This is a genomic window from Streptomyces sp. NPDC034103, from assembly GCF_055575395.1.
On the sequence record NZ_JBVISS010000001.1, the window covers coordinates 184,043 to 201,711 of the forward strand.

At 74.6% G+C, this 17,669-nt stretch carries 11 protein-coding genes; 2 read left to right on the forward strand and 9 right to left on the reverse strand.

Annotated elements, in window-relative coordinates; all coding sequences use genetic code 11:
• Positions 1-31: 31 nt before the first annotated feature.
• From ACZ56U_RS00835 to ACZ56U_RS00855, 5 genes are all read right to left on the reverse strand, one after another.
• Positions 32-1,975 (reverse strand): SWIM zinc finger family protein, encoded by a 1,944-nt coding sequence (locus ACZ56U_RS00835; RefSeq protein WP_469081863.1) that lies wholly within the window; start codon positions 1,973-1,975, stop codon positions 32-34.
• A gap of 911 nt (positions 1,976-2,886) precedes the next feature.
• Positions 2,887-5,703: a DEAD/DEAH box helicase gene (locus ACZ56U_RS00840; protein ID WP_469081864.1), complete on the reverse strand. Its 2,817-nt coding sequence runs from the start codon at positions 5,701-5,703 to the stop codon at positions 2,887-2,889.
• A 113-nt stretch (positions 5,704-5,816) separates the two neighbouring features.
• The gene (locus ACZ56U_RS00845; protein WP_469082268.1) at positions 5,817-6,401 is read right to left on the reverse strand and encodes a sugar kinase; all 585 of its coding nucleotides are present in this window, start codon (positions 6,399-6,401) and stop codon (positions 5,817-5,819) included.
• 8 nt (positions 6,402-6,409) lie between these two features.
• On the reverse strand, positions 6,410-7,558 hold the full coding sequence (locus ACZ56U_RS00850; RefSeq protein ID WP_391239085.1) for an ROK family glucokinase: 1,149 nt from the start codon (positions 7,556-7,558) through the stop codon (positions 6,410-6,412).
• Positions 7,559-7,816: 258 nt separating this feature from the next.
• Entirely contained in the window at positions 7,817-8,554 is a 738-nt protein-coding gene (locus tag ACZ56U_RS00855) for a GntR family transcriptional regulator (protein ID WP_469082269.1), read from the reverse strand.
• 130 nt (positions 8,555-8,684) lie between these two features.
• Here ACZ56U_RS00855 and ACZ56U_RS00860 point away from each other — a divergent pair, with 130 nt between their 5' ends.
• On the forward strand, positions 8,685-9,686 hold the full coding sequence (locus ACZ56U_RS00860) for a Gfo/Idh/MocA family protein (protein ID WP_469081865.1): 1,002 nt from the start codon (positions 8,685-8,687) through the stop codon (positions 9,684-9,686).
• A 46-nt stretch (positions 9,687-9,732) separates the two neighbouring features.
• Here the strand turns inward: ACZ56U_RS00860 and ACZ56U_RS00865 are convergent, their stop codons facing one another.
• From ACZ56U_RS00865 to ACZ56U_RS00875, 3 genes are read right to left on the reverse strand one after another with little or no spacing between them, the layout of a single operon-like run.
• Positions 9,733-10,917, reverse strand: a complete 1,185-nt coding sequence (locus ACZ56U_RS00865) for a cytochrome P450 family protein (protein WP_469081866.1) — start codon at positions 10,915-10,917, stop codon at positions 9,733-9,735.
• Positions 10,918-10,962: 45 nt separating this feature from the next.
• A complete protein-coding gene (locus tag ACZ56U_RS00870; protein WP_469081867.1) occupies positions 10,963-11,652 on the reverse strand; it encodes a response regulator transcription factor in 690 nt (229 codons plus the stop codon).
• A 42-nt stretch (positions 11,653-11,694) separates the two neighbouring features.
• Entirely contained in the window at positions 11,695-12,552 is an 858-nt protein-coding gene (locus ACZ56U_RS00875; protein WP_469081868.1) for a hypothetical protein, read from the reverse strand.
• Positions 12,553-12,940: 388 nt separating this feature from the next.
• Between ACZ56U_RS00875 and ACZ56U_RS00880 the strand changes: the two genes are divergently transcribed.
• Complete coding sequence (locus ACZ56U_RS00880; protein ID WP_469081869.1) at positions 12,941-14,791, forward strand: caspase family protein; 1,851 nt, start codon at positions 12,941-12,943, stop codon at positions 14,789-14,791.
• Between the two features lie 4 nt (positions 14,792-14,795).
• On the opposite strand, the gene ACZ56U_RS00885 is transcribed toward ACZ56U_RS00880, so the two are convergent.
• Positions 14,796-17,669 carry a CHAT domain-containing protein gene (locus ACZ56U_RS00885; protein ID WP_469081870.1) on the reverse strand — a complete coding sequence of 958 codons (2,874 nt, stop codon included), beginning with the start codon at positions 17,667-17,669 and terminating at the stop codon, positions 14,796-14,798.

The window sequence follows — 17,669 nt, forward strand, 5'->3', positions numbered from 1 at the left end:
TCGTCGCGTGAACCGTGTCCTGTGCACCCGGTCAGCCTTCCGGCGAGACCCCCAGGCCGGTCAGGGCGCCGACCGGATCGAGGTCGGGGGTGCCACGGGGCCACCAGTCGTCGGCACCGGGGTCGGACTCGTAGGCGTACCACAAGCCGTCGCGTCCCAGGCGGAGTTGGACATGACCGCGGGGGTGGGTCAGGCGGTTGCGCCAGGGGCGGAAGGCCGGCAGGTCGGCGGCGAGCAGCAGCGGGCGGGCCCGGTCGAAGCGGCCGGCCGGCGGGTCCCAGGGCTCTTCGAGGACGGCGAGGCCCTCGAACCCGCCCTGCCGCCAGGCGGCGACGGCCCGTGCCAGGTCGGCCGGGGTGCGATCGGCCGCGGCGGCGAGCGCGGCGTAGAGCGAGCGGGTGGCCGCGGTGAGACCGGATCCGGGGCGGGCCGCGGCCAGCCGCACCGCGTCCTGCCACAGTGTCAGTTCGGCGACCGGGTCACGGCCGGTGACGAGCAGCGCGTGGGCGCGTCCGGCGGCGTCCGTGGCCAGCTGGTCCAGCGCGAAGGGGTCCGGGCCGCCCGGGGCGGCCGGGTAGACCGGGGGCTGCTCGGGGTGCGGGGGCGGCGGCAACGGGGCGGGCAGGGGCGGGAGCCGGCGGGGCGCGAGGGCCTCGGAGGCGCGTACGCCGGGCAGCGGCGCCGGTCCCTTCTCCTGGGCGGCGCGGGCCGCGCGGGCGGCGCTCAGCCTCGACAGCGCGTCGAGCAGCTCGCGTTCGCCGCGGCCGCGCAGCAGGAGCAGGACGAAGGGGTCGGCGTCGAGCAGACGGGCGGTCTGGTAGCAGAGGGCGGCGGCGTGCTTGCAGGGGTGGCCGCGGTCGGGACAGCTGCACTGCGGTTCGAGGTCGCCGGGGCCGGGGAGCAGCCGGACGGCGCCCTCGGCCAGGGAGTGCGGCATCTCCTTGTCGAGCAGGGCGGCGATGTGCCCGGTCCGCTCCGCGGCGGCGTCCAGGAACCGCGTCCAGTCGGCGTCGTCCAGCGTCCGCAGCCGCACCTGCACGCGGTACGGGCGGGGGCGGCTGCCCTGCACGTACGCGAGGACCAGGCCGGGCGTCACAGTGATCGCGTCGACGTGCCCCTTCTCCGCGTAAGCGCGGCCGCGCGCCAGCCGCCCGGCGTCCAGCGCGCCCTCCTCCAGAGCCGCCACCCACGCGTTGCCCCACCACGTCTCGGCGAATCCCTCCCCCTCACCGGCGGCCCGCGCGGCGAACGCCGGGAAGGTACGGCGCAACTCCCCGTCCCGACCGGGGGCGGCCATGGAGCGGGGGTGACGGGGGGTGGCGGGTGTGGGTGAGTCCGAGGGGACGGCCGCTGTAGCGGGCCAGGGGGCGGGTGCGGGTGCGTTCGAAGGGATGGGCGCTGGTGCGGGGGGTGGGGTGGGCGCGGGTGCGTCCGAGGGGGCGGCCGCTGCAGCGGGCCCAGGGGTGGGCGCGGGTACGTTCGAGGGCGTGGCCGCCGGTGGGTTGGCGGTCGTGGGTCCGTGCGAGCTGGTGGTCGCGGGTGGGTTCGGGGCGTCGGGGGCCGTGTGGTTCTGGGGTTCCGGGGTCGTGGAGGGCCGTTCGGCCGGCCTCGGCTGGTTCGTGGCGGGGCTGGTGTCCCGAGCCGCCGGCTCGCTCTCGTCGCTGGGCATCCGGAAGGCGTCGGCCGTCAACTCCCGTACGGCACGGGCTCGTTCGGCGGCGGTACGGCCGTGCGTGGCGCCACGCACCGGGGTGACCAGTGCCGTACGGCGTGGCCGGGCCCCGCCCTCCTGTCCCGTGCCGGTGCCGTCCCCCCGGAGCTGCCGCGACTCCTGACGGGCGGCGCGCAGGGCCTCGCGTACCCGGTCCGCGGGCCGCGCGCCCTGACGGTCGTCGCCTCCGCCGTCGCTCTCCCCGGCGAGCGGGGCGGGCTTCGTCTCGTCGCCGGGCACGCCGGTCTGCTGACCGAATTCCACGGTCGCCGGAGGCCGGGTTCCACCGGGTCCACTCGACGACGTCGTGTCGTCATCGCCGGACCCCTCGGTCGAGGCGCGGTCGCCGGTGTCCGGGGCGCCCGCCTCGCCTCCGGCCCCTGCCCCGCGCCGCTCGGCCAGGGCACGCCGCAGTGCCGCGCGGGCGACGTCGGCAGGGCGAGACCCGTGGCACTCCGGACGCCGGTCGTCCGACCCCTCGCACCGACCTGCCTCGGGCTCGGCCGCACCGCCCGGCACGGCGCCCTGGGGCGCCGTGCCTGCGGGGCGCGCCGGATCCGTCCGCCCCCGCTCGGCCCCTGCCCCGGACTCCGTACGCACCGAAGGGGTCAGCTCCCCCTCGGACGCGACCCCGGACCCCGTGCCCTCCGGACCCACCGAAACCGCCCGCTCCCCCTCAGCCCCTGCCCCGGACGCCATGCCCTCCGGAGGCACCGAAACGGCCCGCTCCCCCTCCGACACGGCCCCGGACCCCGCGCCCGTGGAAAGCACCCGCCCCGTCAGCTCCTCCTCAGCCGCCGCCCCGGACCCCGTGCCCTCCGGACCCACCGAAACCGCCCGCTCCCCCTCAGCCCCTGCCCCGGACGCCGTGCCCATCGGACGCACCGAAACGGCCCCGGACCCCGCGCCCGTGGAAAACACCCGCCCCGTCAGCTCCTCCTCAGCCGCCGCCCCGGGCCCCGTGCCCTCCGGACGCACCGAAACCGCCCGCTCCCCCTCCGACGCGGCCCCTGCCCCTGACTCCGTACCCGCCGGACCATCGTGGAACGGCCGCTCCCCCTCCGACACCGCCTCCGACTCCCCAGGCCCCGCCGATCCCGTGCCCTGCCCCTGCTCCCCGCGCCGTTCCAGCGCCTCCCGTAGGGCCCGGCGTGCCTCGTCCGCCGGGCGGGGGGTCATGTCGTCCTCCGTAGGGAGACCAGGTCGGACAGTTCGCGGTCCGTCAGTTCGGTGAGCGCGGCCTCGCCGGAGCCGAGGATGGCGTCGGCCAGCGCCCGCTTGGCCTCCAGCATCTCGGCGATGCGGTCCTCGACGGTGCCCTCGGTGATGAGGCGGTGCACCTGGACCGGCTGGGTCTGGCCGATGCGGTAGGCGCGGTCGGTGGCCTGTTCCTCCACGGCCGGGTTCCACCAGCGGTCGAAGTGGACGACATGGCCCGCGCGGGTGAGGTTCAGGCCGGTGCCCGCAGCCTTCAGCGACAGGACGAGGACCGGGGTCGCGCCGTTCTGGAAGCGGTCCACCATGTGCTCGCGCTCCGGCACCGGCGTGCCGCCGTGGAGCAGCTCCACCGGGACCGCGCGGTCGGCCAGGTGGGCGGTGATGAGGCGGGCCATGCCGACGTACTGCGTGAAGACCAGCGCCGAACCGTCCTCGGCGAGCAGGGTGTCCAACAGCTCGTCGAGGAGGGCGAGTTTGCCGGACCGGACGGCCAGGCGGTCGGCCGCGCCGGCGCCCTCCTTGAGGTACAGCGCGGGGTGGTCGCAGATCTGCTTCAGCGCGCCCAGGAGCTTCAGCACCAGGCCCCGGCGCGCGATGCCCTCGGCCGTCTCGATGGCGAGCATCGACTCGCGCACCACCGCCTCGTACAGGGAGGCCTGTTCGCGGGTGAGCGGGACCGGGTGGTCCGTCTCCGTCTTGGGCGGCAGTTCGGGGACGATGCCGGGGTCGGACTTCTTGCGGCGCAGCAGGAACGGGCGGACCAGGCGGGCCAGCCTCGTCACCGCCTCCTCGTCCTCGCCGTTCTCCACCGCGCGCGCGTGGCGGGCGCGGAAGGACTTCAGGGGGCCGAGGAGCCCGGGGGTGGTCCAGTCGAGCAGGGCCCACAGTTCGGAGAGGTTGTTCTCCACGGGGGTCCCGGTCAGCGCGACGCGCGCGGGTGAGGGGATGGTGCGCAGCGCCTTGGCCGTCGCCGAGTAGGGGTTCTTCACGTGCTGGGCCTCGTCCGCGACGACCATGCCCCAGGGCTGCTCGGCCAGTCGCGCCGCCGTCGACCGCATGGTGCCGTACGTGGTGAGGACGAAGCCGCCGTCGAGGTCGTCCAGGGTGCGGTCGGGGCCGTGGAAGCGGCGGACGGGAACGCCGGGGGCGAAGCGGGTGATCTCCCGCTGCCAGTTGCCTAGGAGGGAGGCCGGGCAGATCACCAGGGTCGGTTCGCGGCGGGCCCGCTTCAGGTGCAGGGCGATGACGGTGATCGTCTTGCCGAGGCCCATGTCGTCGGCGAGGCAGCCGCCGAGGCCGAGGGAGGTCATGAGGTCGAGCCAGGCCAGGCCGCGGAGTTGGTAGTCGCGGAGCGTGGCGTGCAGTCCCGCGGGCGGGTCGGCGGGCCGGACGCCTGCCGTGAGCCGGTCCCGCAGCGCGGCCAGCGCGCCGACCGGTACCGCCTCGACCGTCTCGCCGTCGACCTCCGCGGTGCCCGAGAGCGCGACGGACAGCGCGTCGACCGGGTCCAGCAGGCCCAGTTCGCGCTTGCGGGCCTTGCGGACGAGCGCCGGGTCGACCAGCACCCACTGGTCGCGCAGCCGGACGACCGGGCGGTGGGCCTCGGCGAGGGCGTCCATCTCGGCCTCGGTGAGGGGGTCGCCGCCGAGCGCCAACTGCCAGCGGAACTGGAGCAGTTCCTCGCTCTCGAAGAAGCCGGTGCCGTCGGTCGCCGAGCCCGGTGCGGGGCGTACCACGGCGGCCGCGCTGAGGTCCTGGGCCAGGTCCCGGGGCCAGTGCACGGCGACCCCGGCCGCCGCGAGCCGGGTCGCGGCGATGCCGAGCAGGTCCCCCAACTCCTCCTCGGACAGGGCGAGTACGTCGGGCACGTCCTGCTCGGAGAGGCGGTCCAGGGGCGGCCAGACGCGGGCCGCGCGGCGCACCGCGAGGGCCGCGTCCACCTGGGCGCGTGGACCGAACACGGCGTCCGCCTCGCCGGACCACAGGGTCGCGGCGTCGGCCACGAGGGTGGGGTCGGCGAGGCTGTGCACCTGGACGATCGCGGCGCCGGCGCCGCGGGCCCGGCGGCCCTCGTCGAACAGGTCGGACGCCGCCAGGTCGAGGCGGAGCGAGATCCGCACGCCCGCGTCCATGCCGGCGGCAACCTCGGCGGCCCACTCGTGCGCGTGCGGCAGATGCTGGGGGCGGCGGTCGGCGAAGGGGCGGCCGGAGGCGAGGGGGGCGGCGGGGGTGCGCGGGAGGGTGTCGGCGACGGCGTCCAGGAAGGAGCGCATCAGCGCTTCCGGCTCGGGCAGCCGGAGCGGGCCGGGGCCGGGCAGCGGGACCGCGTGGCCCTCGTACGGCAGGGCGGCGGCGATCGCGCGCAGGTGCGCGATGTCGTCGGGGTGCAGGGGGCCGGCCCGCCAGGCGTCGTGTCCCGCGGGGGTGAGGCCGGGCAGCAGCCGGCCGCGCGCGGTGAGCCGCAGTGCGTGCAGGGCGGCCGCGCCCCAGCAGGCGGTGGCCGGGTGGGCGGCGGGGTCGCGGCGGGCCCTCACCAGCAGGGGCAGTGCCTCGCCCAGGGGCACTTCAAGGGCGGGGGTGGTCCTGCGGCGCACCTGGGCGCCATGGGGTCGTACGACGGTGAGATCCGTGTGGCCCTCGGGCGGTGGTCCGCCCTCGGGGTCCCAGAAGGCCATCCGGCCCTCGCGCGGGAGGGCCGCGGGCAGGAAGACGGCGGCGAGGCGCACGGAGACCGCCTCCGTCGCCCGCTCGGCCGCCACGGCCGTGTCACTCATACGTCCTGCCACCTCCCGTCCCGCGTGTCGGATCAGACGTCTTCGACTCTACGGGCGGGGTCTGACAATCGGCTCCGGCGACGGGGCGGGCCGGTGCCGCACGGGGCCATGCTCTACGGGACCGTACGGGAGACCACGTACACCATCGGGCCCGCCGGGTCCGCGGTGTTGACCACGATGTCCTGGGTGGGGGCCGGGTTCTTCTGCTTGTGCACGAGGCCGGACCAGGGGCCGGGGCCGGTGAAGTTCCAGCCGGTGATCTTCTGGTCGCGGGCGCCGATGGTGATGTCGCCGGTCTTCAGGGCGTCGCGGTTGACGCCGACGCCGGCGAGGAAGGTGTCGAGGCCCGCGTCGGAGGTGCGGAACTGCACGTAGAGGCGGCTGGTCTTCCAGTTGTTGGTCTCGTAGTAGGCGATCCGGTCCGCGGGGTGCGGGACCGGCACCTGGTAGAGGCGGCGCTGGACCTTCGAGGGCCAGCCCGCGCTGAGGCCGGTCGCGGAGTACTTGGCCTCCTTGTCCTTGCCGCTGCTGCGGCTCTGGTTGGCGGAGATCACCAGGTAGCCGGCCGGGACGCCGATGAGCAGGCCGATGATGAGCAGGGTGAGCGCACGGCGCCGGTTGCGGTGGCGGCGGTCCTCGGCCGGCGGCCTGGACGGCTCGTCGGGGGCGTCGCCCTGGCGGGGTACCGAGGGCGTCATGGACGGGCTCACGGCTGCCCCTGGGTCGTACGGCGGGACTCCGTGTACTTGGCGTAGCGCTCGTACCGCTCGACGCGCCGCCGGTTGGCGCGCCGGAAGCGGCGGGCGACCAGCCGGGCGAGGTCGGCGGCGCCGACCATGCCGGCCTCGGGGCCGAGCTGGGCACGGGCGATCCGGGCCTCGGGACGGTAGCCGCGGCCGGTGAGCTGGCGCTTGAAGGCGTCCCGCGCGGGGCCGATCAGCAGGTCGTCGGCGGCCGACACACCGCCGCCGATGACGAAGCAGGACGGGTCGAGGGCGGCCGCGAGGTTGGCGATGCCGACGCCGAGCCACTGCCCGATGTCCTGGAGCAGCTCGATGCACATGGCGTCGCCCTCGCGGGCCAGTTCGGTGATCATCGGGCCGGTGATGTCGCCGATCTGCCCCTTGACGTGCTCGATGATCCCGTACGCCACCGGGGAGTCGGCCGCGGCCAGCTCCTTGGCCTCCCGGACCAGTGCGTTGCCGGAGCTGTACTGCTCCCAGCAGCCGCGGTTGCCGCACGGGCAGCGGTGGCCGCCGGGGACGACCTGCATATGGCCGAACTCGCCGGCGACGCCGAACTTGCCGCGCTTGACCTGGCCGTCCTCCAGGATGGCGCCGCCGATACCGGTGCCGAGCGTGATCATGACCAGGTGGTCCTCGTCGCGGCCGGCGCCGAAGCGCCACTCGGCCCAGGCCGCGGCGTTGGCGTCGTTGTCGACCAGGACGGGCACGGCGAGGCGTCCCGCGAGGCGGTCGCGCAGCGGCTCGTTGCGCCAGGACAGGTGGGGGGCGAACAGGATGCGGTTGCGGTCGGCGTCGACCCAGCCGGCCGCGCCGATGCCCACCGCGTGCACGTCGTGCCGGTCGGAGAGGTCCAGGACCAGCTCGCAGATGGTGTCCTCGACGACCTTGGGGCTCTTGGACTTGTCCGGGGTCTCGGCGCGGAGCTTCTCCAGGATGTTGCCGTCGGCGTCGACGACGCCCGCCATCACCTTGGTGCCGCCGATGTCGATGCCGACGGTCGGCACGCGCGGTGCGGTCAGGTGCGAGCGGCGCTCCCTGGTGCCGACGGTGCGCAGGACCGGGGCGCGGCGGGAGCCGATGGGGGCGGTGAAGGTGCCGTAGGTGCTCATCACCGCCCGATTCTGCCGCACCAGGGGTATGGGTGCTGTGCAGGGGGATCGCCGGGGCCGCGCGATCGTCGCCGGGAGCGGCCGGTTTGTGGCTTGTCTCACGCGTGGAGCACCCATGAAGCATCCGCGGAGCACCCCTGGGTGAGCCTCTGGGGTCATCCTTGCCGTCGCCGTGGGCCCCCGCCCGTTCTCCCCGAGGGCACGCAGGCGTCCCATTGTCCGGACATGGGGACCGACTCGGCGTCCCAGGCCGACCGCTCAGGGCCGCACGAGCAGCTGGAACTCGAAGGAGTAGCGGGTGGGACGGTAGGTGTGGGTGCCGAACTCGACCGCGCGGCCGGTGTCGTCGAAGGTGACGCGCTGCATGGTGAGCAGCGGGGCCCCCTCCTCCTCGGCGAGCCGCTCGGCCTCGGCGGCGGTGGCGCCGCGGGCGCCGATCGACTGGCGGGCGCTGTGCAGGGTGATCCCGGCGGACCGCATCATCCGGTACAGGCCGGTGGCCTCCAGCTGACCGGTGTCCAGGTCGAGCAGGTCGGGCGGGAGGTAGTTGCACAGGTACGCCATCGGCTCGCCGTGTGCGAGACGCAGCCGCTCGACGCGGTACACGTCGCCGCCCTCGGTGACGGCGAGTGCCGCGGCGACCTCGGCGGAGGCCGGGACGACGGTGTTGACGATCACCTTGGTGGCCGGGCGTTGACCGGCCGCCTCCAGGTCGTCGTAGAGACTGCTGAGCTCCAGCGGGCGCTTGACCTGGCTGTGCACGACCTGCGTGCCGACGCCGCGGCGGCGTACCAGCAGGCCTTTGTCGACGAGCGACTGGATGGCCTGGCGGACGGTGGGCCGGGACAGGCCGAGGCGGGCGGCCAGCTCGATCTCGTTGCCCAGCAGGCTGCCGGGTGTCAGCGTTCCGTGCTCGATCGCGGCCTCCAACTGCTGGGACAGCTGGAAGTACAACGGCACCGGGCTGCTGCGGTCCACACTCAGTTCGAGCGACACGGTCGGGTCCCCATCTGGTTTCGGCACGGGCCCGAGCGTAGCTCCGCGCGGTGTTGACGGGAAGTTCTGTAGTCAGATTGTCCGGACATACGCATTGACAGGGGTGGGTTCCCGGCCACATTTTGGTCACATGCGCATCGGGATCATCGGTACCGGTCGGATCGGCACGATTCACGCGAACACCCTCAGTCGCCATCGTGACGTCGGCTCACTGATCCTCACGGACGCGGACGGCTCACGGGCCCAGGAGCTGGCGAACCGGCTGGGCGAGACCGCGGCGCCGGGCGTGGACGAGATCTTCCGGTGGGGCGTGGACGCCATGGTGATCACGACGGCCACCTCGGCACACGCCGAGCTGATCGGCCGGGCCGCGCGGTCGGGGCTGCCGGTGTTCTGCGAGAAGCCGATCGCCCTGGACCTGCCGGGCACGCTCCAGGCGATCGGCGAGGTCGAGTCGGCCGGAACCGTCCTTCAGATGGGGTTCCAGCGCCGCTTCGACGCCGGGTACGCGGGCGCCCGGGACGCGGTGCGGGCGGGACGGCTCGGCCGGCTGCACACCGTACGGGCGCTGACCTCGGACCAGGCGCCGCCGCCCGCCGCGTGGCTGCCGCTGTCGGGCGGGCTGTACCGGGACACGCTGATCCACGACTTCGACGCGCTGCGCTGGGTGACCGGGCGCGAGGTGGTCGACGTGTACGCGGCCGGGTCCGACGCCGGGCCGCCGATGTTCCGGGCCGCGGGCGACGTCGACACGGCCGCGGCGGTCCTCACCCTCGACGACGGCACCCTCGCGACGGCGACGGCGACACGGTTGAACGGCGCCGGGTACGACGTACGGATGGAGCTGGCCGGGGAGCTGGACCAGATCGTCGTCGGGCTGGACGACCGGACGCCCATCGCGTCCACCGAGCCGACGGGACCGCCCGCCGCGTCCAAGCCGTGGGCGGGGTTCCTGGAGCGCTTCGGGCCTGCCTACGAGGCCGAGCTGAACGCGTTCGTCGAGGTGGTCCGGGGCGAGCGCGCCAACCCGTGCGACGGGCGCGAGGCCTTGCAGGCCCTGCGGATCTCCGAGGCGTGCGAGGTGTCGCGACGGGAACGCCGGCCCGTGCGGCTGGCGGAACTTCCGGGCTGACGAGAGGCCCGCCGCGGCAAGCCCACGGCCCCGTGAGCGCCCGCATCTACCACCGCACCGGCAGACTCCGCAGCCCCCGGATCAGCATCCCCGGCAGCCACTCCCCCGGTGGGCCGTCGAGGGCGAGGTGCGGGGCCCGGTCCAGCAGGGTGCGCAGGGCCGTGCCGGCCTCCAGGCGGGCCAGCGGGGCGCCCAGGCAGTAGTGGATGCCGTGGCCGAAGGCGAGGTGGCCCCGGGGGTCGCGGCGGATGTCGAAGTCGTGCGGGGCCGGGTAGCGGGTGGCGTCGCGGTCCGCGGCGGTCAGGCCGATCATCACGTGGTCGCCCTCGGCGACGGCGGTGCCCGCGATCTCCAGGGGCTCGGCGGCGTAGCGGAACGTCGCGTTCTCCACCGGCCCCTCGTAGCGCAGGGTCTCCTCGACCGCGCCGTCGACCAGGCTCATGTCGGCGCGCAGAAGGGCGAGTTGGTCGGGGTGGGTGAGCAGGGCGTGGACGGCGTTGGTGATGAGGTTGACCGTCGTCTCATGGCCGGCGATCAGCAACAGGAAGGCCATGCCGCCGAGCTCCCGCGCGGAGAGGCGGTCGCCGTCCTCGGCGGTGGTGCGGAGGAGGTCGCTCAGCAGGTCGTCGCCCGGGCCCGCGCGGCGCTTGTCCTCGATCAGCTCGCTGAGGTACTCGTCCAGCCGGACGACGGCGTCGTAGGCGCTCTCGGCACTGGTCGGCGCGACCACCTCCGTCGACACCTTGCGGAACTCGGTGCGGTCCAGCTCGGGCACGCCGAGGAGTTCGCAGATCACCGTGATCGGCAGCGGGTACGCGAGGGACTGCACCAGGTCCGCGCGGCCGTACGGCAGCATCGCGTCGAGGAGGTCGTCGGTGATCTCCTGGACCCTGGGCCGCAGCCGCTCCACGCGGCGCATCGTGAAGGCGCGGGAGACCAGAGCGCGCAGCCGGGTGTGCTCGGGCGGGTCCGCACCCAGCAGATTACGGCCGATCAACTCCTCCTCGTGGAACGTCACCCCGATCCGGCGGCCGTCCTTGGACAGCCGGGGGTCGGCGAGCGCCGCCCGCGCCTCCTCGTGCCCGACGACCAGCCAGGCCCAGTAGCCCGGTTCGGAACCCGGTGGCCGGATCCGGTGCACCGGGCCGCGCTCACGCAGGCGCGCGTACACCGGATGCGGGTCCGTGCGGAACGCGTCGCCGTACTCCCCGAGATCGACCACGTCTGTCATGGAGTCCCCTTCCCCCCTCGCACCGACAACGCGCGGCACACCCCGCTAGTGCCCGCCACCTTCGGGTTCCCCGGATTCTTCCAGCAGTCCGGCGTCGTACGCGAGCAGGGCGACCTGCACCCGGTTGTTGAGGTCGAGCTTGGCCAGGATGCGTGAGACGTGGGTCTTGACGGTGGCCACGCTCATGAAGAGCTCCGCGGCGATCTCCGCGTTGGACCGGCCCCGGCCGACGGCGACGGCCACCTCACGCTCGCGGTCGTTGAGGGCGGCGACGCGCTCACGCGCGCGTGCCCGGCGGGTGTCGGCGGCGGTCCCGGCCGCGTGTGCCATCAACTGGCGGGTGACGGTCGGCGACAGGACGGGGTCGCCCGCCGCGACCCGGCGCACCGCGTCGACGATCTCCGCGGGCGGGGTGTCCTTGAGGACGAACCCGGCGGCGCCCGCGCGCAGGGCGCGCAGGACCTGGTCGTCGGCGTGGAAGGTCGTCAGGACCACCACCTGCGGGGCGTCCGGCCGCGCGCGCAGCCGCTCGGTGGCGGTCAGGCCGTCCACGGACGGCATCCGGATGTCCATGAGGACGACGTCCGGGCGGGTGCGGTCGACGAGCGCCTCGACGTCCTTGCCGTCGGCGGCCTCCCCGACGATCTCGATGCCGTCGGCACCGCCGATCATCAGGGACAGGCCGGCCCGCACCAGGGGGTCGTCGTCGACGAGGAGCAGTCTGATCGCGGTCATGGGCCCTACGTAATCACGCTTTCGGGGCCCTACCGCACGGCGTCAGCCACGCAGTTGGACGCCGTACCGGGTGCGCAGCCGGCAGATCTCCCACCAGGCCACCGCCGACACCGAGGCGGGGCCACCGAGGAACGCGAGGAGCGCGAGAAGCGGCGGGCCGGGCGGCAGTCCGCCCGCGGCCAGGCTGATGAGCGCGAACTCCCACACCAGGACGCCGGTGAGCAGGGCCGGCAACGCCGCGTGGATGTCGGCGGAGTTGAAACCGCTGCGCACGGCGGGGCCGGTGGCGAAGACCACGAAGGCCAGCAGCCAGAACAGCGGCACCAGCAGGGTGACGGCGGGCCAGGGGACGCCCGGATCAGCCATCGACCTCCGTTGCAGCATCACCACACCGACCATCACCAGCGGGATCGCCGTCACGGCGCCGACGTACCAGAGGGCCGCCTTCCCGGCGGCACGCACCCGTTGCCCGATGTGCGGCCGCAGGTGCGGCGCCGCCCAGCGGTACAGGACGGCGATGACCACGGGCGCGCTCAGGAGCAGCAGCGGCGGGGTGACCGCGAGCCGCATCATGTACTGCTGCTGCGCCTGGTCGTAGTCCTCCGGCCTGCCGTAGGCGGCCAGCAGGAGCAGGGACATGACGGCGGCGGCCAGGGCTCGTGCCTTCTGCAGGCGCCTCACCTGGGCGTCCTCGTAGCGGTGCCCGCGCGGCGGGAAGAGGCGGTGCGCCCGGCTGCGGGCCGAGCGGGCGAACACATAGCCCGCCATCAGGGGCACGGTGACGAACCACAGGCACGGGGCCAGGAGCACGGCCCAGACGCAGCCGTGGATCCCGGGCCGCCCGCCGCGCAACAGCACCCGCAGCGGCGGCCATTCGGCGCCGCGCAGGTTCTGGAGCATCGCGAACGGCGACCTGTAGGGCTGCGGCTGCGGGACGTACGGATAGGGGTGCGGGGGGTAAGGGTGCGGGGGGTAGGGGTACGGCTGGGGCGGAACGTAGGGCCCTGGGTTCGGCGGAGGGCCGTAGGGACCGCCGTTCGATGGTGGGCCGTAGGGGCCGCCGTTCGGCGGCGGTGGCCAGGGCGGCTGGTACGGGTTGTCGGGTCCCCCGAAGCTCACGCTGCTGTCCTTCCGGTGCTCGCGGTGCGGTGGCCGGACAAGGCCAGCCGATAGGTTCACTCAAGTCAACTCCCTTCACGCCGCCAGGTCATGGGGATATGCGACGGTGACCGGTCCGCGCCCCGGAAACGCCCTGTCCGCGCCCCGCCGTTGCTGGCAGGATCGCCGCATGCGCACCGTGTACGCCCTGTTCGTGGGCATCGACGACTACCCCGAGGGCAGCCGGCTGCGCGGCTGCGTCAACGACGCCCGTGACGCCGAGAGTTGGCTGCGGCGGCAGGGCGGCACCTTCGCGCCCGTCGTCCGGACCCTGCACGACCGACAGGCCTCCCGGGCGGCCGTGCTGGACGGCATCCGGCGGCATCTGGGGCGGAGCGGCCCGGACGACACCGCCCTGTTCTGGTTCAGCGGGCACGGCAGCGCGTACCGCACGGACGATCCGCGCGAGGCGACCGGCTGGGCCCAGGCGCTGGTGTGCCAGGACAGTCTGGGGCCGGCCGGGCAGCCGCTGCTCCAGGACACCGAACTCGGCGCGCTGCTCGACGACATCGCGGCGCGCGGCACCCATGTCGTCGCGGTGCTCGACTGCTGCCACGCGGGCGGCGCGACCCGTGACTCCGTCTTCGCGGCGCCGACCGGGGCGAGGGCCCGCGGGGTGGACTGGCGGCCCTGGTGGGGGGTCCCGACCAGCGTCCGTGAAGGGGGCGGCGCGGGCCCGGAGGCTGATCGGCACGTCCTGCTGGCCGCCTGCCGTCCGTACGAGCGCGCGCACGAGAACCTCGTCGACGGCCGGGTCCGCGGCTACTTCAGCCACGCGTTGCTGGGCGCGCTGGACCGGCTGGGCCCCACGGCCGCCTACGGCGCGGTGCACGCGCTCGCCGAGGAACGGGTGCGCACGCTGAGCGCGGTGCAGCATCCCGAGCTGCGCGGCCCGGAGAACGGTGCCGTCCTGTCCGGCGCCCCGGTGGAGACCGGACCCTTCCTGCTCCGGCACACGGAGTGCGGTTGGGAGGTCAACTGCGGTCAGGCGCACGGGCTGAGGGCGGCGGGCGCGGAGTTCGCCCTGCTCGGCGGCCCCGCGTCACGGCGGGTCGTCGTACGCCAGGTACAGCCCGAGTCCAGCCTGGTGGAGCCGGACGGATGGCAACCCGATTCCCAGGAACGTCACTTGGCCCATCCCGTGACGCCGACGGCGTTGGCGTTCACTCCCGCCGCCGTGACACTCGCCGGTGATCCCGGCGCGGTGCACCTGCTCTCGGCGGCCATGGCGCACGTACCGCAGCTCGCCCACGGCGGGGGCGGGCTGCCGCTGCGGGTCGACGCCGCGGGCGGATGGGCGCGGGTGTCGGGCGGGGCCGGGCACCCGGTGCCCGACCTGCCGCTGCGGTCCCCCGCGGACGCGGCCCGGGTCGCCGACTGCCTCGAGCATCTCACCCGTTGGCATCACATCGTGGACCTGCGCAATCCCGATCCCTGGCTGTCGTCCCTCGTCCGGGTCACCGTCGAGGGGACTTCGGTGGGCCGGGTGACGTACTCCGCGGACGGCGAGATCGTCTGCGGCTACACCCTGGACGGCCGGGAGCCCCGGGTGAGGATCCGCGTCCACAACACCTCGGACCGCCAACTGTGGTGTGTGCTGCTGGATCTGACCGACCGTTACGCATGCTCCCCGCATCTCTACGAAGGGGACTTCGTCGCGCCCGGCAAGGCGGGGCCGGCACGGCGCGGGGAGCCGGTGTGGCTACGGCTGCCGCCGGGACGGCCGCTGGTGCGGGGTGCCTTCGCGCGGGACTGGCTGAAGCTGATCGTGACCGAGGACGAGTTGAACCTCGCCCCGTTCCGGCTGCCCGCCTGGCCCCCGGACACCTCGGTCGAGGGGCCTCGGGACAAGGAGGCGGCAGCCGGCGGCGGGCTCCTGCGGCTCGCCATGCCGACGTACGCGCGGGACGCGGGCGGTCCGCCGCACGACGTGGGCCGCTGGGGGACGGCGCAGGTCGTGCTGCGGACGGAGGTCACCTGACGGCTCACCGGCCCAGGTGGGTGAAGCCCGCCCAGGCGGTCAGGTCGGCACCGCTGATGCGGTGCACGCGGGCCCGCAGGTGGGACGGCATGCCGGGCGGCGGCTGCCGGCGGTCGTCCAGCATCCACAACTGCGCGCTGCGCAGGGCGGGTCCGGGTCGCAGGCCGTCGTGGCTGATGAAGTGGTGGGTCATGTACATCAGCAGCGACGTCGCCTCGTCGGGCACCGGCCACAGGGAACCGATCACCGAGCGGGCGCCCGCCACCAGGAACGCCGTGGACAGGCTGTACGCCTCGTCGTAGCCGCGTCCCGACACATTGGTGCGGCAGGCGGCGAGGACGACCAGCTCCAGGTCCGGGAAGCGGCCGGAGCCCTCGGTCAGCTCCTCGGCCGCCAACTGCCCCCCGGACAGCGCGAGATAGGCACTGTGCCGCTCACCCTGGCGCACCACTCCGTGGCAGGCCAGGTGCAGCACACCGCCGTGCTGTCGGCGCAGCCAGTCGGTGACGGCGGCGGGGGTGGCGGTGCCGGGGCCGAGGAGGTCGCCGTGCGGGTGGAAGGCGCGGTGGATGGCCTCGGCCTCCTCGCCCGCGTGATGCAGGTCGCGGGTGGGGTTGCCGACGACGAGGGCCTGCCGGGTCGTGGTGACGGGCCGGGCGGCGACCTCGCAGAGCAGCCGGGCGGAGGGCAGATAGGAGACGTCCGCCTCCTGACAGGCGTGGCGAAGACCCCGGCCGGGCAGCCGGGCCGCGTGCCAGGGCACGGCACCGAGTTCGGCCATGGGCACCAGGACGACGGAGGGCACCCGGCCGTAGCCGCGCGGGAGGTGCTGGAGCAGCGGCTGCATCACCGCCGTACCGGCCCATTCGCACAGCCGTTCAAGCGCCGCGCGGCTGACGTCGGCGCGCGGCGGCGGGGTGGGGCCGGGGTCGGTGGGCGGGCCGCCGGCATCCCGGCCGGGGGTGCCGGTGGCGCGGTACGCGGCCAGTTCGGGGGCCTCGACTAGGAGGCGCGGCAGGGGCAGCGCGCGGGTCCGGCCGTCGGCCGTGACGATGAGCGCCTGGCCCTCGTCGGCGCGCCGGCCGAAGACGACCTTGTCCGTCAGGCTCGGCTCGTCCGTACTGCCGGGGACGAGGTAGACGAGGGCCGTCGCGCCCATGGTGCGCAGCGCCGCGCCGATCTCCTCGGGGCTCGGGGCGTCCAGGAGGCGCTGTCGCAGCGGGGACGCGGAGAGCACCTCCAGGACGCGGCGGCGCAGTCGGCTCGACGGGCCGGAGACCGGGATCTGACCGGTGAGCGTCAGTCCGGTCGGCGGCTGGGGTGCCACCGCGGTGCCGGCCCGCCGCCATTCGTCCGCCAGTTCCGCATGGCCCGCGGCGGCCAGCAGGTCGGGCACGCCGCTCGCCACGGTCGCCGCGTGCAGGGCGAGTCCGCGTCCGGCGTCCAGGGCGCGGACAGCGTCGGCGTGGGCGCCGTCGGCGATGCACCACCGAGCGACGTCGAGCGCGTTCTCGCCCGCCCGGCGAGCCGTCTCGGCGGCATGGGCGGTACCGGACTGAAGCAGGACCTGCCAGGCGCCCGCGCGCAGGGCGTCGAGGCCGACGCGCCGGGACTCCTCGTGGTTACGGCGCTTGGCGTGCCGGTCGCGCGGGTGCAGCAGGTCGCCGCGGAAGCGGTACGCCATGGCGAGGGCCATGCCGCTGTTCCCCCAGGTCGGGTGCTCGGGGCCGCCGGAGAGCCGGAGGGTGTGCCGCAGCCAGGAGATGCCCTGGTCCAGGTGGTGGGGGCAGTCGGCGCGCGGGGCGACGCCGTTGACGGCGATCATGCAGTGGGCCATGCCGAGCGTGCCGGCGTTGCGGAGCCACCGTTCGTCGTCGGGCTCCAGCAGCTCCATGGCCTCCTCGATGAGTCCGAGCGCCTCGAGGGTGCCCCGGTGGTCACCGGCGAACAGGGCCCGTGCCACGCGCGTGAGTCCCACGTCGCCGAGCCGGTCGGCTCGCGCGTTGCGCGGGACCAGGTCGATCTGGCGTCGCACCTCGTCCAGCGGCACGGCGTCCGGAAAGTCCTCCGCCGTCAGGTCGCCGCCCGTGCGGCGCGCGACGAGGATCGTCAGGTTGCTGCGGGCGACGTCGAGGTAGGCCTCCAGGTTGGGGCGGTCCATCTGGTCGGGGGACATCCGCGCCAGGGCCGACTCCATCTCCCGGATACGCAGCGCGAGTTCCACCTCGTCCTCGCGCCGGGTGGCCTGATGGGAGCGGTACGAGGCCAGTTGTACGGCCATCGCCAGACGCTGCTGCTCGTCGAACGCCGGGGAGTCGGCGAGCCGGGCCAGGTCCTCGACTGCGGAGTCGAAGTCGTCCTCGCCGCCGCCGAGTTGGGCCAGATGGATCCGCACCCCGGCGTGCGACAGCTCGATCGCGTCCCGCTGGGGGCTGCCGGGCGGCAGCATGGCGCGGGCCTCCTCCAGCCGGGCGAGCGCCGCCTCCATCTCGGCGGGGTCACCGAGCTGTTGGAGTGCCTGGATCCCGCTCACGCCCAGGATGCCGGCCTGCCACCCCTGGTCCTGCGGCCCGTACTGCCGTGCCTCGCCGAGGAGTTCCTGCCGCCGTCGCGGATCCCCGACCGGCTGGTCGAACATCAGATGCGGCAGGATGCTGATGATCTGCCCCGCCCGCAGACCGGACATCAGGGTGCCCCGGGGCAGCTCACGCCAGTCCTCGTACAGCAGGTCGTACGCCTCGCGTCCCGTGGCACAGCCCAGGTGGCCGAGGACCAGAGCGGTGATCCGGGCCATGTCCTGGGCCTCGTTCATCCCCTGGCTCGCGGCCGACTGCACCTCGTAGAGCAGGGCTTGCAGGTCGTAGGTCCGCTGCGGCAC